The sequence below is a fragment of the Streptomyces sp. HM190 genome, from assembly GCF_009857135.1.
Taxonomy (GTDB): Bacteria; Actinomycetota; Actinomycetes; order Streptomycetales; family Streptomycetaceae; genus Streptomyces; species Streptomyces heilongjiangensis.
In genome coordinates this window covers 4,935,687-4,954,945 of the sequence record NZ_CP047318.1, presented here as the reverse complement: position 1 = coordinate 4,954,945, position 19,259 = coordinate 4,935,687, and the positions used below count along the sequence as shown (strand labels likewise).

Sequence of the window (19,259 nt, the reverse complement as noted above, 5' to 3'; positions counted from 1 at the left end):
CTCCGTGGCCGAGCCACCGTCCTAGAGGGCGCAATGTCGCCGGATGCCGGAAAGGCACCGGGTCCAAGATCTCTCGCGGAACTACGGGATGCGATGTCTGTCAGGACAGATGGGGAAATGTCGGGTGGGGTTCCGGCCCGTTCGGGCCGGCTCCCGCTGAGCGCCGCTCGGCGCGCACGCGGCCTGCTGAGCGGGCCGCGCCCCGAAGCGGTGCCCGCCCTGGTCGCCAGGGCCTGCACGCTCGTCGGGCTCGTGGACATCGCCGCCGGCGTGTTCCCCCGCTTCCGGCACAGCCGCATGCACGCGCTGGCGGAAGTACTGCCGGGCGCCCTCGGGCCGTTCGCCGCGGCGCTGTCGCTCAGCGTGGGAGTCCTCCTGCTGCTGCTCGCCCACGGACTGCGGCGGCGCAAGCGCCGGGCCTGGCGCGCGGCGGTCGTGCTGCTGCCGGCCGGGGCCATCGCCCAGTTCACCTACCGGCACTCGCTCGCCGGCGTCCTCGTCTCCCTGGCGCTGCTCGTCCCGCTGCTGCGCCACCGCGACGAGTTCCGCGCCCTGCCCGACCCCACCAGCCGCTGGCGGGCACTGGCCAACTTCATGCTGATGGGCACCGGTTCGATCGTCCTCGGCCTGCTCGTCGTGAGCGCCCACGCCGGGCACATGGTCGGCGACCCGAGCCTCGCCGCACGCCTCGAACACGTCATCTACGGCCTCTTCGGCTTCGAGGGCCCGGTGGCCTACGCCGGCAACACCTCCTGGACGGTCGCCTTCTCGCTCGGCGCCCTCGGCCTGCTGACCGCCGTCACCACCATCTACCTCGCCTTCCGCCCCGAGCACCCGGCGGCCCGCCTCACCGCCGACGACGAGACCCGGCTGCGCGCCCTGCTGGCCCGGCACGGCGGCCGTGACTCCCTCGGCCACTTCGCGCTCCGCCGCGACAAGGCGGTCGTCTTCTCACCGAGCGGCAAGGCGGCGGTGACGTACCGCGTGGTGTCCGGGGTGATGCTCGCCAGCGGCGACCCGATCGGCGACGTCGAGGCCTGGCCCGGCGCCATCGAGCGCTTCATGGACGAGGCGAGGGCCCACTCCTGGACCCCCGCCGTCATGGGCTGCTCCGAGACCGGCGCCGAGGTGTGGACCCGCGAGACCGGCCTCGACGCCCTCGAACTGGGCGACGAGGCGGTGGTGGACGTGGCGGATTTCTCCCTCGCCGGACGCGCGATGCGCAACGTGCGTCAGATGGTGAAGCGCATCGAGCGCCTGGGTTACGAAACCCGGGTACGGCGCGTCCGTGACCTCGGCGAGGCCGAACTGGACCGGATCCGCCGCGCCGCCGAGGACTGGCGGGGCACCGACACCGAACGCGGCTTCTCCATGGCCCTCGGCCGCATCGGCGACCCGGGCGACGGGGACTGCCTGATCGCCACCGCCCACAAGGCCGACGGGGCCACCGGCGCCCACGGCGACCTGAAGGCCGTACTCCACTTCGTGCCGTGGGGCCCCGACGGCGCCTCCCTCGACCTGATGCGCCGTGACCGCTCCGCCGACCCCGGCATGAACGAACTCCTCATCGTCGCGGCCCTGGAAGCGGCCCCCGGCCTGGGCGTCCAGCGCGTCTCCCTGAACTTCGCGATGTTCCGCTCGGCCCTGGCCCGCGGCGAGAAAATCGGCGCCGGCCCCGTCCTGCGCGCCTGGCGCGGCCTGCTCGTCTTCCTCTCGCGCTGGTTCCAGATCGAGTCGCTGTACAAGTTCAACGCCAAGTTCCGCCCTCGCTGGGAGCCCCGCTTCGTCGTCTACGCGGCCTCCCGCGACCTGCCGCGCATCGGCCTCGCCGCCATGCAGGCCGAGGGCTTCGTCAGCCTCGCCCTCCCCCGCGCCCTGCGCCGCCGCCCGAGGCCCCCGGCCCCCTGCGCCCACACCGGACGCGACCACGACCTGAACGAAAGAACCGCCCAACCGGCCTGACCCGCCCCGGACGACCTGGGCGGGAGCCCCACCGGCCACGCCGAGAGGACTCCCGCCCAGGTCGTCACGCGTTCGAGGGGTCAGGCGGCCCGCGCCGCGCCCCCGTCGGTGTCGTCGTCCTCCGGGAGCCTGCACACCCGCTCCAGGAAGAAGGCGGCCACTATGACGCCGATGCCCGCGACGACGGAGGCGCCGGCGTAGATGGCCTGGTCGCGGCGGGCCGGCACCTCCAGGTACTCCAGGAGGAAGACCCCCACACCGCCGTACATCCCGCAGACCAGGGCGGCGACGAGGGCGCTGGCCTGACCGAAGACGACGGCGCGGGCCGCCATCAGGGGGTCGACCCCCTTGGCGTCGGGCTGCCGCTCCCGCTGGGCCTTGAGCCGGCTGCGGATCGAGAGGGCCGTGGCGGTGAGGACGGCGGCGATCAGGGCGAGGACGATGGGCGCGGCCAGCGGCACGCTCGGCAGCGTGCCCACCGAGTTCCACAGCCGGGCCCCGGCCCAGGACAGCACCCCCGCCACGACGAACACCGCGGCCAGCGTCCTGATGCGCAGCTCTTTCACGATGCCCTTTCGACGAGTCCGGTGGTCCGGGGACACCGGGAGCCGCGGGCATCGGACGGTCGGTCCGATCCCCGGTCCCGGCGGCGTCGGGTGACGATCCCGACCCGGTAGACCTTAACGACTACTCGGGCAGGTGGAGTTCCAGGTCGGCACGGGGCGACACGCCTTCGCGGGTGAGGCCGTCGAGGAGTCCGGCCACCGGGCCGCGGCCGGCGAGCAGGGCCCCCGGCTCCACGTCGTGCCAGGGCGCGAGGACGAAGGCCCGTTCGTGCGCGCGGGGGTGCGGCAGGGTCAGGACGGGGTCGTCGGAGACCACGTCGGCGTAGGCGACGATGTCGACGTCCAGTGTGCGCGGCCCCCACCGCTCGTCGCGGACGCGGTGGAAGGCCTCCTCGACGGCCTGCGCGCGCTCCAGGAGGGACGACGGGGGCAGCGTGGTCTTCAGGACGACGACCGCGTTGAAGTACGAGGGCTGGCTGCCCGGCGCGACGCCCCACGGCTCCGTCTCGTACACCGGGGACACGGCCTTCACGCGGACGCCGGGTGTGTCCTCCAGCGCGTCGACGGCGCCCTGGAGGTTCTCCAGGCGGTTGCCGAGGTTGGAGCCGAGGGAGAGCACGGCACGCCGGGGGTTCTGCAGGGTCGTGTCGGCCTCGTCCACCTGGCGCACCACTGAGGCGGGCACCGGCTGGACGGTCGGGTCGCTCTGACCCCCGGCGAAGAACGCGGTCATACTCGGCTCCGGGTGATGGTGACGGTCACGTCGTCGAAGGGGACGGTGATCGGGGCGTTCGGCTTGTGGACGCTCACCTCGACCTCCTGGACCCCCTCGTGCCCCAGACAGACGCGGGCGATGCGCTCGGCGAGGGTCTCGATGAGATTCACCGGCTCGCCCTCGACGATGCGCACGACCTCCTCCGCCACGATCCCGTAGTGCACGGTCTTCGTGAGGTCGTCGTCGGCCGCGGCCGGCCGGGTGTCCAGGCCCAGCGTGAGGTCCACGACGAAGGTCTGGCCCTCCTCGCGTTCGTGCGGGAACACCCCGTGGTACCCGCGGGCCCTCAGGCCGCGCAGCGCGACACGATCCACGCGAATCACTCCTGCAGTCGTCGGTACGGGCCGGTGTCCTCCGGTGCGGTCGGGGCACCGGCCACCTCGAATCTACCTGCGGGCACGGACAGCGCCTTCCCGGGGAAGGCCGTGCCCACTCCCCGGGGGGTAGGGGTTCACCGGGCGTTTCCCGCAAGGGACACGATGGCTCACACGCCGGGCGCCGCGCCCACCCGGACGGCCGTGTTCCCCGTCACGTCACGGCCCGTCCGGCGGCACGCCCCCGGTTCAGGAGGGTGACTCCTCGCCCTCGTCGGCGGATTCGGTGAGCACGGGAGAGGCGTGGTGCGACCAGAGCCGCCAGCCGTCGGCCGTACGGCGGAACACGTTCGTGGCGACGACGAGCTGTCCGACGAGCGGCCCCAGTTCGTCGCTCCCGTCCGGGGCTGGCCCTCCGCTGAGGATGTTCTCGGTGCACGTCACCAGAGCGGTGTCCCCGGTGACGGAGACGTGCACGTCGGTGAGGAAGAACTGGATGTACTCGGTGTTCGCCATGATCAGCGCGTAGGACCGCAGCACCTCGCCGCGGCCGGTGAGCACCGGCCAGCCGGGGTGCACGCAGGAGATCACGCCGGTCCCGGCGGGGTCGTGGTACTCCTCGTCCACGCCCAGGTCGGCGGGGTCCAGCCAGAGCGACGAGAGCGTCTCGAAGTCGCCCTGCTCCATCGCCTCGTAGAAGGCCGTGTTGGCGAGTTCCACCTGTTCGACGTCGGTGTGGGCCGAACTCACCGCTCCCGGGCTCCTTCGATCGCGCGGGCGACGCGGACGGCGTCGGCGGTGGCGCGCACCTCGTGCACGCGGACGGCCCAGGCGCCCTGCTGGGCGGCGAGGGCGGAGACGGCGGCGGTGGCGGCGTCCCGTTCCCGCGCGGGCGGCGGGGCGCCCTCGGGTCCGGCGAGCACCCGGCCGAGGAACCGCTTGCGGGAGGCGGCGACCAGCAGGGGGTGGCCGAGTCCGAGCAGCCGGTCGAGGTGGGCGAGCAGCGTGAGATCGTGCTCGGCGTCCTTGGAGAAGCCGAGCCCGGGGTCGACGATGACGCGGTCGGGGGCGACGCCGCCCTCCAGAACGGCCTCCACCCGCGCGTGCAGTTCGTCGACCACCTCGGAGACGACGTCCTCGTACACGCCCTTGACGTTGCCGCCCTCCAGGAAGCCCCGCCAGTGCATGACCACGAAGGGGGCTCCGGCCGCGGCGACGACCGGGATCATCGCGGGGTCGGCGAGACCGCCGCTGACGTCGTTGACGAGGGTGGCTCCGGCTGCGAGCGCCTGCTCGGCGACCGAGGCGCGCACGGTGTCCACGGAAACGGTGACGCCCTCGGAGGCCAGGCCCCGCACGACGGGGACGACCCGCCGCAGTTCCTCGGCCTCGTCGACGCGGGTGGCGCCGGGACGGGTCGACTCACCGCCCACGTCGACCAGGTCGGCGCCCTCCGCCACCAGTTCCAGGCCGTGTTTGACGGCCGCCGTGGTGTCGAACCAGCGGCCGCCGTCGGAGAAGGAGTCCGGGGTGACGTTCACGACGCCCATGACCGCGCAGCGGTCCCACGGAGGCATACCAGCCACTCGGCCGCGCCGGTTCAGCTTGCTCATACGACAAGCGTAGGCCCCCGGGAAGGACCGTGGTCGGCCGCTCCCGCCGACGGGGCCGGTCAGCGGGCCATGATGAGACTCATCGCCTCGTTCCGCGTCGCGGCGTCCCGCAGCTGCCCGCGCACCGCCGAGGTGAGGGTCTTGGCTCCGGGCTTGCGGATGCCCCGCATCGACATGCACATGTGCTCGCACTCCACGACCACGATCACCCCGCGCGGTTCCAGAATCTCCATCAGCGAGTCGGCGATCTGGGTGGTGAGTCGTTCCTGCACCTGCGGGCGGCGGGCGTAGACATCCACGAGCCGGGCCAGCTTGGACAGCCCGGTGATCTTCCCGCTGGTGGCCGGAATGTATCCGACGTGAGCCACGCCACGGAACGGGACCAGATGATGCTCACAGGTCGAGTACACCTCGATGTCCTTCACGAGCACCATCTCGTCGTGCCCGAGGTCGAACGTCGTGGTCAGCACGTCCTCGGGCTTCTGCCACAGCCCCGCGAAGATCTCCTTGTACGCCCGCGCCACCCGCGCCGGCGTCTCCCGCAGCCCTTCCCGGTCCGGGTCCTCCCCGACCGCGATCAGCAACTCTCGTACGGCGTTCTCGGCGCGCTTCTCGTCGAACTCGCCGATGGTGCCCTCGCCGTCCAGCGTCACGGGGTCGGTCATGTGGTGCCTCGTTCCTGCAGCCTGTGACGCGTGCGGCTGACGCGTCTGTTTACGGCCGTACGACAGTGCCGCGCCCCCCAGGCTAGAACCAGGGGGGCGCGGCATCCATTCCGGGCCTGGCGAGGCGGCCGCGGCCGGGAGCGGTGGCTCCCGGTGGCCGGATCTCATCGGCTGGGCGTCAGCTCTCGGGACGCTCCTCCGGGGTGGCCTCGACGGTGGACTTGGCGGTGATCGCCGGCGTCGCGCCGTTGGCGCCGTTCGTCAGGGCCAGCTCCTTGGGGGAGAGCACCGGCGGACGGGTGGAGGGGGTGCGGCGGGAGGAGCCGGTCCAGGCGGGCCGGGGCGGACGCTTGACGACGGGGGCGAAGATCTCGGCGATCTCCTCCTTGCCCAGCGTCTCCTTCTCCAGCAGCTGCAGGACGAGGTTGTCGAGGACGTCGCGGTTCTCGACCAGGATCTCCCAGGCCTCGTTGTGCGCGTTCTCGATGAGCTTCTTGACCTCTTCGTCCACGAGCGCGGCGACCTCTTCCGAGTAGTCGCGCTGGTGGGCCATCTCCCTGCCGAGGAACGGCTCGGTGTTGTCGCCGCCGAACTTGATGGCGCCGAGCCGCTCGGTCATGCCGTACTGGGTGACCATCGCGCGGGCCAGATTGGTGGCCTTCTCGATGTCGTTCGCGGCGCCGGTGGTCGGGTCGTGGAAGACCAGTTCCTCGGCGGCGCGGCCGCCCAGCATGTAGCCGAGCTGGTCGAGCATCTCGTTGCGGGTGGTCGAGTACTTGTCCTCGTCCGGCAGGACCATCGTGTAGCCGAGGGCGCGGCCCCGGGACAGGATCGTGATCTTGTGGACCGGGTCGGAGTTCGGGGAGGCCGCCGCGACCAGGGCGTGGCCGCCCTCGTGGTACGCGGTGATCTTCTTCTCCTTGTCCGACATGATCCGGGTCCGCTTCTGCGGGCCCGCGACCACGCGGTCGATCGCCTCGTCCAGCATCTGGTTGTCGATCAGCTTCTTGTCACTACGGGCCGTCAGCAGGGCGGCCTCGTTCAGGACGTTGGACAGATCGGCACCCGTCATGCCGGGGGTGCGGCGGGCGACGGCGGACAGGTCGACGTCGGGCGCGACCGGCTTGCCCTTCTGGTGGACCTTGAGGATCTCCAGGCGGCCCTGCATGTCCGGGCGGTCCACGGCGATCTGCCGGTCGAAGCGGCCGGGGCGCAGCAGCGCCGGGTCGAGGATGTCGGGGCGGTTCGTCGCGGCGATGAGGATCACGCCGCCCTTGACGTCGAAGCCGTCCATCTCGACGAGGAGCTGGTTCAGGGTCTGCTCGCGCTCGTCGTGTCCGCCGCCGAGGCCGGCGCCGCGGTGGCGGCCGACCGCGTCGATCTCGTCGACGAAGACGATCGCCGGGGCGTTCGCCTTGGCCTGCTCGAAGAGGTCGCGGACACGGGAGGCACCGACACCGACGAACATCTCGACGAAGTCGGAACCGGAGATCGAGTAGAAGGGGACGCCCGCCTCGCCGGCGACGGCGCGCGCGAGGAGCGTCTTGCCGGTGCCGGGCGGGCCGTAGAGCAGGACGCCCTTGGGGATCTTGGCACCGACGGCCTGGAACTTGGCGGGCTCCTGGAGGAACTCCTTGATCTCGTGGAGTTCCTCGACGGCCTCGTCCGCGCCCGCGACGTCGGCGAAGGTCGTCTTCGGGGTGTCCTTGGTGATGAGCTTGGCCTTGGACTTCCCGAAGTTCATCACCCGGGAGCCGCCGCCCTGCATCTGGTTCATCAGGAACAGGAAGACGACGACGATCAGGACGAAGGGGAGCAGGGACAGCAGGATGCCGACGAAAGCGTTCTGCTTGGTCGGGGAGACCGTGTAGCCGTCGGGGATCTGCTTGCTCTGGTACTTGTCCTGCAGGGTGTTGGCGAGGGTGACGCCCTGGTCGCCGATGTAGCTCGCCTGGATCTTCGAGCTGCCCTCGATCTTCTCGCCGTCCTTGAGCTGCACCTTCAGGAGCTGCTCTTCGCCGGTGGTCAGCTTGGCCTCTTGGACCTTGTTGTCATTGATCGCCTGGACGACCTGGCCGGTGTCCACCGTCTTGTAGCCGCCGGACGAGCCGACGACCTGCATCAACACGACCACGGCAAGGACGGCCAGCACGATCCACATGACTGGCCCACGGAAGTATCGCTTCACGTCCATCCATACGGAGCGGTGCCGCCCCGTCCCTCCTGCCATAGTGAGTTTGATAAAGACTGTTCTTCGGACGGTACCCCAGCATTGTCACCCGAAGCCGCGTAGGACCGATGGCACCCCGTCCTCGCATGCTCCAACGGCTTGAAACCCGCTGGGGTTCCCGTGCGTCTCAGTAAGACTGGCCCGTGCGCGTGACGCGGGTGGTTCAGCCGCCGTAGACGTGGGGCGCGAGCGTACCGACGAACGGGAGGTTCCGGTACTTCTCGGCGAAGTCGAGGCCGTAGCCGACGACGAACTCGTTGGGGATGTCGAAGCCGACCCACTCGACGTCGATGGCGACCTTGGCGGCCTCGGGCTTGCGGAGCAGGGTGCACACCTTGAGGGAGGCGGGCTCGCGGGAGCCGAGGTTGGAGATCAGCCAGGACAGGGTCAGGCCGGAGTCGATGATGTCCTCGACGATCAGGACGTGCTTGCCCTTGATGTCGGTGTCGAGGTCCTTGAGGATCCGCACCACGCCGGAGGACTGGGTGCCCGCACCGTAGGAGGACACGGCCATCCAGTCCATGGTGACCGGGGTGGACAGCGCCCGGGCGAGGTCCGCCATGACCATCACCGCGCCCTTGAGGACGCCGACGATCAGCAGGTCCTTGCCCGCGTACTCCGCGTCGATCTTCGCGGCCAGCTCGGCCAGCTTCGCGTCGATCTCTTCCTTGGTGATGAGCACCTGCTTGAGGTCGGCACCCATGTCTTTCGCGTCCACCCGCATCACTTTCGGTCGTCCCAGGGCCGCCGGACACTTCTCCCCCTGGGGGCAGGGGCCCGGTGAGGGGCCCCTTCGGCGTCCGGTTTCAGCCTTGCCGAATCACCAGTCTGCCACCCTGGCGCTGGGCGACGACCCGGCCGGGGAGATTGATGGCCCCCTGGCCGCGCCATCCGGTGATGAGCCGGTCGATCTCCTCGATGTGGCGGGCGAAGAGGGAACCGGCCGGGGCACCGGCCTCGATGGCCGCGCGGCGCAGGATGCGGCGGCGTACGGCGGGGGGCAGGGCGTACAGCTTGGCGCACTCCAGCAGGCCGGCGGCGTCGCGTACGGAGGCTTCCGCCTGGCGGGCCCAGGTGTCGAGGGCGTCGGCGTCGTCGCGGGAGAGCTGGGCCGTACGGGCGAGGGCTTCGACGACGCCCTTGCCGAGGGCCTTCTCCAGGGCGGGCAGTCCCTCGTGGCGGAGCCGGGAGCGGGTGTAGGCGGGGTCGGCGTTGTGGGGGTCATCCCAGACGGGGAGGGACTGGACCATGCACGCCTTGCGGGCGGTCTGGCGGTCGAGCGTGAGGAACGGGCGGCGGTAGCGGCCGCCGGCCCCCGAGACCGCGGCCATACCGGACAGGGAGCGGATGCCGGAGCCGCGGGCGAGGCCGAGGAGGACGGTTTCGGCTTGGTCGTCGCGGGTGTGGCCGAGGAGGACGGCGGTGGCGCCGTGGCGGTCGAGGGCGGCGTCGAGGGCGGCGTAGCGGGCGTCGCGGGCGGCGGCCTCGGGGCCGCCGGCGCGGCCGACGGTGACGGCGACGGACTCGGCGGGGTCGAGGCCGAGTTCGCGCAGGCGCAGGACGACCTCCGCGGCGCGCACGTCGGAGCCGGGCTGCAGTCCGTGGTCGACGGTGATGCCGCCGGCGCGGATGCCGAGCCTCGGCGCCTCGAAGGCGAGGGCGGAGGCGAGCGCCATGGAGTCGGCGCCGCCGGAGCAGGCGACGAGCACCAGCGGCGGGGGTGCGGGCGCGTGCGGGACGGCCCCGTCGGCGGGGGGAGCCGGGCGGGGGGCCGGAGTGTCGTGGGAGGGCGTCGGGCCCGGCACGGCCTCGGGGGGTGCGGCCGTGAGGGGCGTGGGCGCCGGTGGTGCGCCGGTGAGGGGGGGCGCGCCCGAGGTGGTGCGGGCGGGCGTGCGACGGGTGGTGTGCGTGTGGTGTTCGGTGAGGATGTCGTGGAGTACGCGGCGCACCGCCAGGCGTATCGCCGCGACCGCGGGGTGGGGACCCATGTCCGGTTCCCTTCACGAAATAGTCGGGGGGTGAGCCCGAGGTCGGTCACTCAGAGTGTGTAGATGGTGACAGAACCGGGCCGTTCCCCGAGCATTGCACGCCTACCCATCGCTCACGGTCCCTCGGACGGGTGATTGGAGGGGCGTTCGCCTGCCGTCGGCCGGATTCGTTCACCACGCTCGCGCGCGGCTCACGACTCCGCCTTGCGGTGCACCCGTGCGACCCAGTCCGCGGGTTTGGAGATCTCCGCCTTGGTCGGCAGGGTGTTCGGCGAGGTCCACACACGGTTGAAGCCGTCCATGCCGACCTGTTCGACGACTGCCCGTACGAACCGTTCGCCGTCCCGGTACTGCCTGAGTTTGGCATCGAGACCGAGCAGCTTGCGCAGGGCGAGATCCAGGCGTGAGGCGCCCTTCGCGCGGCGCTGCTGGAACTTCTCGCGGATCTCGGTGACGGACGGGACGACCGCGGGCCCCACTCCGTCCATGACGAAGTCGGCATGTCCCTCCAGGAGGGACATGACGGCGGTGAGGCGGCCGAGGATCTCTCGCTGGGCGGGGGTCTGCACCAACTCCACGATCGAGTGACCGTCGTCGCCGGCCTCTCCTTCGGGGCGGCCCCCCGCGAGTGACTGGGCGGCCTCCCGGATGCGCTCCAGCACCGTCATGGGGTCGACCTCGGTCTCCTGCAAGAACGACTGGATTTCGCCCTCCAGGTGGTCGCGCAGCCAGGGCACGGCCGTGAACTGGGTGCGGTGCGTCTCCTCGTGGAGGCAGACCCAGAGGCGGAAGTCGTGCGGCTGCACGTCGAGTTCGCGTTCGACGTGCACGATGTTCGGGGCGACCAGCAGGAGCCGGCCGCCGCCGTTCTCGCTCGCGGGGAGTTCGCGGGAGGCGGGGGCGAAGGTCTCGTACTGGCCGAGGACCCGGGAGGCGAGGAACGACAGCAGCATGCCGAGCTCGACACCGGTGACCTTGCCGCCGACGGCGCCCAGCACGGCGCCGCCGGGGCTGCCGGCACGGCGTTCCTGCATCTTCTCCAGCAGCGGTTTGAGCAGCTCCCGGAACCCGGCGACGTTCGCCCGGACCCAGCCGGGGCGGTCGACGACGAGGACGGGTGTGTCGTCGGCCTCGTCGGGGAGCATCCGCGTGAACGCGCGGACGTGCTCCTCCGACGCCTTCGCGTGTCGGCGCAGCTCGGCGACGATGGCGCGTGCCTCGTCGCGGCTCACCTCGGGGCCCGGCCGCACGAGCCGGGTCGCGGTCGCCACCGCGAGATTCCAGTCGACCATCTCGGCACCACCGATTTGCGTCATGTCGTCAACCGTACGGGAGCGCTGCCGCTGGGGGCAGGCCGCGCGAGAGGGGGGGTGCCCAGGGGTCGTGGGCGACCGCGGGTCGGCGGGGGTGGTTCGCCCCCACGCCGCGGAGGCGCGTGTGTCGCCGCGCCGCGCCCCTCGGGGCCCGCGGCCCGTCAGGGGCGCAGGCCCTCCCGTGGATCAGCGGCAGCCGCACTCGGCCAGGGCTGAAGCCGCGGTGTCCAGGGCTGCCTGGGCCGCGTCGCGGCTGGTGGTCTCCGTAGCCATGAAGGCGAAGGCGAGCAGGCGGCCGTCGGCGTCGACGACGGTGCCGGCGAGGGTGTTCACGCCGGTCAGGGTGCCGGTCTTGGCGCGGACGACGCCGGTGCCGGTGGAGCCGGCCGGGTAGCGGGTGCGCAGGGTGCCCGTGAAGCCGGCGACGGGGAGACCGGTGAGGACCGGGCGGAGTTCGGGGTGGGAGGGGGACGCGGCGGCGGCGAGGAGCGAGGTGAGCAGGCCGGGGGTCAGCCGGTCGCCCCGGCTCAGGCCGCTGCCGTCGGCGAAGGCGACGTCGCCGACGGGGAGTTCGAGCTTCCTGAGTTCCTTCTTGATCGCCGCGCCGCCGCCCTCGAAGCTGGCCGGTTCGCCGGTGGCGAGGGCGACCTGGCGGGCGAGGGCCTCGGCGATGTCGTTGTCGCTGTGGGTGAGCATGCGCTCGACCAGGGTGGACAGGGGCGCCGAGGAGACGGAGGCGATCTCCTGGGCCTTGCGGGAGGCCGTGACGGGGCCCTCGGCGGGGCCCTCGGCCGTCTTGATGCCGCGGTCCGCCAGGAGGTCCGCGAAGGCGCGGGTGGCGTCCGCGGCGGGGTCGAGGCTGCGCGGGGCCGTGCCGCTGGTGGTGTCGTTCGTGCGGGCCTCGTCGACCATCAGGGCGGTGACGGGGGCCAGGTTCTCGTCGCGGCCGATGGTGTGCAGCTCGGGGCCGTCGTAGAGGGACGTGTCGTAGGTGAGCGTGATCTTGTCCAGGTGACGCTTGTCGAGCGCGGCGGCGGTCCGGTCGGCGAGGGTGCGCAGGCTCGCGTAGCCGTCGGCGTCCTCGTGGGCCGTCAGGGTGGGGTCGCCGCCGCCGACGAGGACGACCTCGTCGGAGCCGGGCTCCAGGACGACGCGGGTCTCGATGCGGTGGTCGGGGCCGGCCGCCGACAGGGCCGCGGCGGCTGTGGCGATCTTGGTGGTGGAGGCGGGCGTCAGCGCGTCGTCGGCGCCCTTGCCGTACAGCAGTTCGCCGGTGGTGACGTCGACGACGGCCGCCGCGCGGCGGGGGCCGAGCGCCGGGGCTCGCAGGAGCGGGTCGAGGACGGCCGCGAGGGCGTCGCCGCCGGGCGCGGAGCCCGCGCCGGAGACGCCGCCGAGGCCGCTCAGGACGGAGGGGGCGCTCGGCGCGGGCTTGGGCGCTCCCTGGGCCGCGCCGGACGACGTACCGGAACTACGTCCGTGATCTGCGCCACCCTCGTGGCCGTGCGATGCGGCCCAGTCGCGCTCGGCCGTACGCTGACCGGTGGAGTCCCAGGGCCCGGCGGCGAGGACGGCGCCGGCCGAGAGCACCAGCCCCAGGGTGGCAGCACCTGCGGTGAGCTGGACGTTCGTGAGGTTCTTCGTGCTCTTCGTGAGTCGCGAAGAGCGCGTGCCGACGGCGCTCGTGACGCGTACGACACCGGGTTTCACCACCCGTGCGACGCGCGCGGCACCGGGTTTCACGGCGTGCGTCATCCGCACGACAGCCGGTTTCACGGCGCGCGCGACCCGCACCACATGCGGTCTCGCGGCCCGCCAGACCTTCGGCTCGGGCACGACCACCAGCCCCTTTCGCGATCACACACCTGCGTGAGGGACACTTAACCACCAGAACTATGTGTTGATCATGGAGGAGCCACCGGTGGAGTTCGACGTCACGATCGAGATTCCGAAGGGTTCGCGGAACAAGTACGAGGTGGACCACGAGACCGGTCGGATCCGCCTGGACCGTCGGCTCTTCACCTCGACCAGCTACCCGGCCGACTACGGCTTCGTCGAGAACACCCTCGGCGAGGACGGCGACCCGCTGGACGCGCTGGTCATCCTGGAGGAGCCGACCTTCCCCGGCTGCCTCATCAAGTGCCGTGCGATCGGCATGTTCCGGATGACCGACGAGGCCGGCGGCGACGACAAGCTGCTGTGCGTCCCGGCGTCCGACCCGCGCGTGGAGCACCTGCGTGACATCCACCACGTCTCGGAGTTCGACCGCCTGGAGATCCAGCACTTCTTCGAGGTCTACAAGGACCTGGAGCCCGGCAAGTCCGTCGAGGGCGCCGACTGGGTCGGCCGCGCCGAGGCCGAGGCCGAGGTCGAGAAGTCGTACAAGCGCTTCAAGGAGCAGGGCGGTCACTGACCCCCCCCCCCGCCTTGCGGGCCGGTGAACCGGACGGGCCGCGTGTCCCCTTGCGGGACGCGTGGCCCGTTCGCGTTCCGGCGTGTCGCGCCGCGCATACTGAGGCGTACTGGAGCTGTCGTACAGGGAGCGCCGCGGAGTGGGAGTGACGGGACGCGAGGACCGGGTGCCGGTGTCGGACGAGGCGGGGAGCGCCTTCGCCGCCGTGAGAACGGCGGGCCAGGCGGGCCCGGTCCCGGGGATCGACGGCGAGTCGTCGGTGACGTCGGAGTTCGCGATCCCCGCTGGGCTGGACGTGCCGCCGGTCGCGGCGGAGCCCGAGGCGCAGACGACCTCGGAGTTCGCGCTGCCGCGGGGACTCACACCGCCCGAGCCGGTGGCCGGCGAGCAGGAGGGGTCGGCGTTCGGCACACCGCGGACGTACCGCGCGCGGCAGGCGCCGCCCGCGTTCACGCCGCCCGGGGGGATACCGACCGTCAGCCTGACCAAGGACGCGCCGTGGCAGGACCGGATGCGGACCATGCTGCGGATGCCGGTGGCGGAGCGGCCCGCGCCGGAGCCGGTGCGCGCGGAGGGCGAGTCGGGGCCCGCCGTGCCTCGGGTGCTCGACCTGACGCTGCGCATCGGGGAGCTGCTGCTCGCGGGCGGTGAGGGCGCGGAGGACGTGGAGGCGGCGATGTTCGCCGTCTGCCGGTCCTACGGCCTGGACCGCTGCGAGCCGACGGTGACGTTCACGCAGCTGTCGGTGACCCATCAGCCGTCGCTGGTGGACGACCCGGTCACCGCCTCACGGATCGTGCGGCGCCGGGCCACCGACTACACGCGGCTCGCGGCGGTCTTCCGGCTGGTGGACGACCTCAGCGACCCGGAGAACGTGATCTCGCTGGAGGAGGCGTACCGGCGGCTCGCGGAGATACGGCGCAACCGGCACCCGTACCCCGGCTGGGTGCTGACGGCCTCCAGCGGGCTGCTGGCGGGCGCGGCGTCCACGCTGGTGGGCGGTGGTGTCATCGTGTTCGTCGCCGCGGCGCTCGGGGCCATGCTGGGCGACCGGCTGGCGTGGGTGTGCTCCGGGCGGGGGCTGCCGGAGTTCTACCAGTTCCTGGTGGCGGCGATGCCGCCGGCGGCGATCGGCGTGCTGCTGACGGTGTTCCACGTGGACGTGGAGGCCGCCGCCGTCATCACCGGTGGGCTGTTCGCCCTGCTGCCCGGACGGGCGCTCGTCGCGGGCGTCCAGGACGGGCTGACCGGCTTCTACATCACCGCCTCCGCCCGGCTGCTGGAGGTCATGTACCTCTTCGTGGGCATCGTGGTGGGGGTGCTGTTCGTCCTGTACTTCGGGGTGAAGCTGGGGGCCCAGCTGAACCCGGACGCGGCGCTGAGCACCGCCGAGCGACCCGTGCTGCAGCTCGTGGCGTCGATGCTGCTGTCGCTGACCTTCGCCGTCCTGCTCCAGCAGGAACGATCCACCGTGCTGGCGGTGACCCTCAACGGGGGTGTGGCCTGGTCGGTGTACGGGGCGATGCACTACGCGGGCGACATCTCACCGGTCGCCTCCACGGCGGTGGCCGCGGGCGTGGTGGGGCTGTTCGGGCAGTTGCTGTCCCGCTACCGGTTCGCGTCGGCGCTGCCGTACACGACGGCGGCGATCGGCCCGCTGCTGCCGGGTTCGGCGACGTACTTCGGGCTGCTGGCCTTCGCGCAGAACGACGTGGACGCGGGGCTCGTCTCGCTGACGAAGGCGGCGGCGCTGGCCATGGCCATCGCGATCGGGGTGAACCTGGGCTCGGAGCTGTTCCGGCTGTTCCTGCCGGGGGCGGCCCGCGCGGGACGCAAGGCGGCGAAGCGGACCCGCGGATTCTGAGCGCCTGCCGCCCGGGGGTGTGCTGTTCGCGGGCGGCGGCGGGCCGTCTCGGGCTGATCGCGCAGGTCCCCGCACCCCTGAAAAGCGATCCGCGCCCCTGGTGACAAGGGCGCGGAGTTCGGGGCGGGGCCGGTCAGTACTGCGGGTAGTTCTGCCCCTGGTAGCCCTGGTTGTCGCCGTGGTTCTGGCCCTGGCGGGGGTCCTGCGGGTACTGGTGGCCCTGCGGGTACTGCGGGGCGTACGGCTGCTGCGGGGGCTGCTGGTAGCCGTAGTCCTGGTGGCCGCCGTTGTCGTACCCCTGGTTGCCGTGGCCCTGGTGGCCCTGGTTGCCATAGCCGCCCTGGTGACTCTGGTTGCCGTAGCCCGGGTGCTGGTCGTACTGCTGCTGGTGCGGGGGCTGCTGGGCGTACGGCTGGGGCTGGTCGCCGGAGGGGACGCGGCGGAGCTGGGTCGTCGCGTCGTCCATCACCGGGGCGGCCGGGGGCTGTACGGGCTGGTTCTTCTTGGCCTTACGGGCCTTCAGGAGCTCGATGATGATCGGGAGCACCGAGATGAGGACGATCAGGATCAGCATCGCCTCGATGTTCTTCGCGACGAACTCGATCTGACCGAGCCAGGCGCCGAGCAGCGTGACGCCGGCGCCCCACAGGATGCCGCCCACGACGTTGAAGATCAGGAACGTGCGGTACTTCATGCCGCTGACGCCGGCGATGATCGGCGTGAACGTACGCACGATGGGCACGAAGCGGGCCAGGACGAGGGACTTCGGGCCGTGCTTCTCGAAGAACTCGTGGGCCTTGGTGACGTTCTCCTGTTTGAACAGGCGCGAGTCGGGGCGCTTGAAGAGGGCGGGGCCGACCTTCTTGCCGAACATGTAGCCCGCCTGGTCGCCCAGGATCGCCGAGACGCAGATCAGCACGATCGCCAACCACAGCGGGAAGTCCAGCACGTCGGTCGCGATGAGCATGCCGGCGGTGAACAGCAGCGAGTCGCCGGGCAGGAAGAAGCCGATGAGGAGGCCGGACTCGGCGAACACGATCACGAGCAGGCCCCAGATCCCGAACGAGTCGAGCAGGTAATCCGGGTCCAGCCAGCTCGGTCCGAGGGCGATCGTCGTCACGGTTCCGGGCTCCTGGGGGGTGAGAGACAAGTGAGGACCCGTGGGTGAGGACCCACAGGGGTGACCAAAGCTATCAACGCATGGTCACCCCCCTAGGTTCCACGGGCTCCTCCAGGGTGCCCTGTGCCCGCCCCGGGACCAAGCTGTGTGGTCAGGGGCGCGGGCGGGCGGCGTTGGCAGCGATCGCCTCCCTCAGGTGCTCCGCGAGCCCCGGGCGCACGGAGTCGTAGTACGCCTTGAACCGTTCGTCGGCGACGTACATCTCGGCGAGGGACCGGTGCATGTCGTAGGGGCAGTCGTAGAACCAGCGGCAGATGTGCAGGCGGTGCTCCTCGGCCAGGTCCATCGCGGCCTCGCCGGTCGCCGGTTCACCGGCGGCCATCAGGGCGTCGTAGCGCTCGCCCCAGGCGGCGACCTCGGCCTGCATGCGTTTCCAGTCGTCCTTGGTGTACGAGCCCGCGCGGCGCTGCGACTCGGCGTAGGCGTCGGTGCCGCCCCAGCGCTGCTCCGCCTCCTCGGCGTACTGCTCGGGGTCCTTGTCCCCGAAGACCTCGAACCGTTCCTCCGGCGTGAGGTTGATCCCCATTTTCCGTGCCTCCATGGCGTGCTCCACGGCCGCGGCCATCTTCTGCAGCTTCTCGATCCGGGCGGTCAGCAGCTCGTGCTGGCGGCGCAGGTGCTCCCGCGGGTCCGCGTCGGGGGCGTCGAGCAGGGCCGCGACCTCGTCGAGGGGGAACCCGAGCTCCCGGTAGAACAGGATCTGCTGCAGCCGGTCGAGGTCGGTGTCGCTGTAACGGCGGTGCCCCGCGTGGGTGCGTTCGCTCGGTACGAGCAGGCCGATCTCGTCGTAGTGGTGCAGCGTGCGCACCGTGATCCCGGCGTATCCGGAGACCTGTCCCACGGTGTGACTCATGGTCCGCTCCTCCTTCGGTCGCCCTCCAGCCTGGGTCCTCACGTCGCGTGAGGTGCAAGTCCCCCGCGGCGGACCTACCGTCGAAGACATGCCCCTGCACCGATGGGACCCTCCCGCCCCGGACGACCGGCATCACGACGGCCGGCGGCGGATCGCCATGAACCCCTTCTACGGCGCGGCCGACCCGGTCGCCGGTATGGCGGAGGCCCCGCCCAAGCACCGGTTGTCGGACGGCCCGCTCGCGCCCTCCACTGCGTACCAGCTGGTCCGCGACGAACTCATGCTGGACGGCAACGCGCGGCTGAACCTCGCCACCTTCGTCACCACCTGGATGGAGCCGCAGGCCGGCATCCTGATGGCGGAGTGCCGGGACAAGAACATGATCGACAAGGACGAGTATCCGCGCACGGCCGAGCTGGAGCGGCGCTGTGTGGCGATGCTCGCCGATCTGTGGAACGCGCCGGACCCCGACACGGCCGTCGGCTGTTCGACCACCGGGTCCAGCGAGGCGTGCATGCTCGCCGGGATGGCCCTCAAACGGCGGTGGGCGCAGCGCAACGCCGACCGCTACCCGTCCTCGGGCGCCCGGCCCAACCTGGTCATGGGCGTCAATGTGCAGGTCTGCTGGGACAAGTTCTGCAACTTCTGGGAGGTGGAGGCCCGGCAGGTGCCCATGGAGGGCGACCGGTTCCACCTCGACCCGGCGGCGGCCGCCGCGCTGTGCGACGAGAACACCATCGGGGTCGTGGGCATCCTCGGGTCCACCTTCGACGGCTCCTACGAGCCGATCGCGGAGCTGTGCGCGGCCCTCGACGAGCTGCAGGAGCGCACCGGCCTGGACGTGCCCGTCCACGTGGACGGGGCGTCGGGCGCCATGGTCGCGCCGTTCCTCGACGAGGACCTGGTGTGGGACTTCCGGCTGCCGAGGGTCGCGTCGATCAACACGTCCGGGCACAAGTACGGGCTGGTGTACCCCGGCGTGGGCTGGGCGCTGTGGCGGTCGCCGGCCGAGCTGCCGGAGGAACTGGTGTTCCGGGTGAACTACCTGGGCGGCGACATGCCGACGTTCGCGCTGAACTTCTCGCGGCCGGGCGCCCAGGTCGTCGCGCAGTACTACACCTTCCTTCGGCTGGGCCGCGAGGGGTTCCGGGCGGTGCAGCGGTCCGCGCGGGACGTCGCCACCGGGCTCGCCGGGCGCGTGGCCGCGTTCGGTGACTTCCGGCTGCTCACACGGGGCGACGAGCTGCCGGTGTTCGCCTTCACCACCACCGACGACGTCACCGCGTACGACGTGTTCGACGTGGCGCGGCGGCTGAGCGAGCGGGGCTGGCTGGTGCCGGCGTACACCTTCCCGGAGAACCGGCAGGACCTGTCCGTGCTGCGTGTGGTGTGCCGCAACGGGTTCTCCTCCGACCTCGCCGAGCTGTTCGTGGAGGACCTGGGGCGGCTGCTGCCCGAACTGCGCAAGCAGCCGCACCCGTTGACCCGCGACAAGGCCGCCGCCACCGGCTTCCACCACTAGG

18 protein-coding genes are annotated in these 19,259 nt (G+C 71.7%); 5 read left to right on the top strand and 13 right to left on the bottom strand.

The window, feature by feature from the left end:
* Positions 1–117 precede the first annotated feature (117 nt).
* A complete protein-coding gene (locus GSY65_RS21115) occupies positions 118–1,962 on the top strand; it encodes a phosphatidylglycerol lysyltransferase domain-containing protein (RefSeq protein ID WP_159771149.1) in 1,845 nt (614 codons plus the stop codon).
* Positions 1,963–2,042: 80 nt separating this feature from the next.
* Here the strand turns inward: GSY65_RS21115 and GSY65_RS21110 are convergent, their stop codons facing one another.
* From GSY65_RS21110 to dacB, 11 genes are all read right to left on the bottom strand, one after another.
* Complete coding sequence (locus tag GSY65_RS21110) at positions 2,043–2,528, bottom strand: DUF3180 domain-containing protein (RefSeq protein ID WP_159771146.1); 486 nt, start codon at positions 2,526–2,528, stop codon at positions 2,043–2,045.
* Between the two features lie 121 nt (positions 2,529–2,649).
* Positions 2,650–3,261 carry a 2-amino-4-hydroxy-6-hydroxymethyldihydropteridine diphosphokinase gene (gene folK / locus GSY65_RS21105; protein WP_159771143.1) on the bottom strand — a complete coding sequence of 204 codons (612 nt, stop codon included), beginning with the start codon at positions 3,259–3,261 and terminating at the stop codon, positions 2,650–2,652.
* Positions 3,258–3,617, bottom strand: a complete 360-nt coding sequence (gene folB, locus GSY65_RS21100) for a dihydroneopterin aldolase (protein ID WP_159771140.1) — start codon at positions 3,615–3,617, stop codon at positions 3,258–3,260. The genes folK and folB overlap by 4 nt, the downstream gene beginning before the upstream one ends.
* Positions 3,618–3,866: 249 nt before the next feature.
* Positions 3,867–4,367 (bottom strand): nuclear transport factor 2 family protein, encoded by a 501-nt coding sequence (locus tag GSY65_RS21095; protein ID WP_159771137.1) that lies wholly within the window; start codon positions 4,365–4,367, stop codon positions 3,867–3,869.
* Positions 4,364–5,230, bottom strand: a complete 867-nt coding sequence (folP, locus tag GSY65_RS21090; RefSeq protein WP_159771134.1) for a dihydropteroate synthase — start codon at positions 5,228–5,230, stop codon at positions 4,364–4,366. Before folP ends, GSY65_RS21095 begins: the two co-directional genes overlap by 4 nt.
* Positions 5,231–5,289: 59 nt before the next feature.
* Positions 5,290–5,895: a GTP cyclohydrolase I FolE gene (gene folE, locus GSY65_RS21085; RefSeq protein ID WP_159771131.1), complete on the bottom strand. Its 606-nt coding sequence runs from the start codon at positions 5,893–5,895 to the stop codon at positions 5,290–5,292.
* 178 nt (positions 5,896–6,073) lie between these two features.
* Positions 6,074–8,089 carry an ATP-dependent zinc metalloprotease FtsH gene (ftsH, locus tag GSY65_RS21080; RefSeq protein WP_159771128.1) on the bottom strand — a complete coding sequence of 672 codons (2,016 nt, stop codon included), beginning with the start codon at positions 8,087–8,089 and terminating at the stop codon, positions 6,074–6,076.
* 199 nt (positions 8,090–8,288) lie between these two features.
* Positions 8,289–8,849, bottom strand: coding sequence for a hypoxanthine phosphoribosyltransferase (gene hpt / locus GSY65_RS21075; protein ID WP_159771125.1), 561 nt, complete (start codon positions 8,847–8,849; stop codon positions 8,289–8,291).
* An 82-nt stretch (positions 8,850–8,931) separates the two neighbouring features.
* Positions 8,932–10,113, bottom strand: coding sequence for a tRNA lysidine(34) synthetase TilS (gene tilS / locus GSY65_RS21070; protein WP_159771122.1), 1,182 nt, complete (start codon positions 10,111–10,113; stop codon positions 8,932–8,934).
* Between the two features lie 191 nt (positions 10,114–10,304).
* Positions 10,305–11,429: a zinc-dependent metalloprotease gene (locus GSY65_RS21065; RefSeq protein ID WP_159771119.1), complete on the bottom strand. Its 1,125-nt coding sequence runs from the start codon at positions 11,427–11,429 to the stop codon at positions 10,305–10,307.
* 183 nt (positions 11,430–11,612) lie between these two features.
* On the bottom strand, positions 11,613–13,016 hold the full coding sequence (dacB, locus tag GSY65_RS21060) for a D-alanyl-D-alanine carboxypeptidase/D-alanyl-D-alanine endopeptidase (protein ID WP_328707508.1): 1,404 nt from the start codon (positions 13,014–13,016) through the stop codon (positions 11,613–11,615).
* A gap of 25 nt (positions 13,017–13,041) precedes the next feature.
* On the opposite strand from dacB, the gene GSY65_RS33930 reads away from it, so the two are divergent.
* The 3 genes from GSY65_RS33930 (at position 13,042) to GSY65_RS21050 (ending at position 15,703) form a co-directional block, all read left to right on the top strand.
* On the top strand, positions 13,042–13,299 hold the full coding sequence (locus tag GSY65_RS33930; protein WP_236580279.1) for a hypothetical protein: 258 nt from the start codon (positions 13,042–13,044) through the stop codon (positions 13,297–13,299).
* Positions 13,300–13,347: 48 nt separating this feature from the next.
* Positions 13,348–13,839, top strand: a complete 492-nt coding sequence (locus tag GSY65_RS21055; RefSeq protein ID WP_055520960.1) for an inorganic diphosphatase — start codon at positions 13,348–13,350, stop codon at positions 13,837–13,839.
* Positions 13,840–13,984: 145 nt separating this feature from the next.
* Complete coding sequence (locus tag GSY65_RS21050; RefSeq protein ID WP_159771113.1) at positions 13,985–15,703, top strand: threonine/serine ThrE exporter family protein; 1,719 nt, start codon at positions 13,985–13,987, stop codon at positions 15,701–15,703.
* A gap of 133 nt (positions 15,704–15,836) precedes the next feature.
* Here GSY65_RS21050 and GSY65_RS21045 read toward each other — a convergent pair whose 3' ends face one another.
* The gene (locus tag GSY65_RS21045; RefSeq protein ID WP_159771110.1) at positions 15,837–16,823 is read right to left on the bottom strand and encodes a DedA family protein; all 987 of its coding nucleotides are present in this window, start codon (positions 16,821–16,823) and stop codon (positions 15,837–15,839) included.
* 151 nt (positions 16,824–16,974) lie between these two features.
* Positions 16,975–17,736 (bottom strand): MerR family transcriptional regulator, encoded by a 762-nt coding sequence (locus GSY65_RS21040; protein ID WP_159771107.1) that lies wholly within the window; start codon positions 17,734–17,736, stop codon positions 16,975–16,977.
* 88 nt (positions 17,737–17,824) lie between these two features.
* Between GSY65_RS21040 and GSY65_RS21035 the strand changes: the two genes are divergently transcribed.
* A complete protein-coding gene (locus tag GSY65_RS21035) occupies positions 17,825–19,258 on the top strand; it encodes a glutamate decarboxylase (RefSeq protein WP_159771104.1) in 1,434 nt (477 codons plus the stop codon).
* Position 19,259 lies beyond the last annotated feature (1 nt).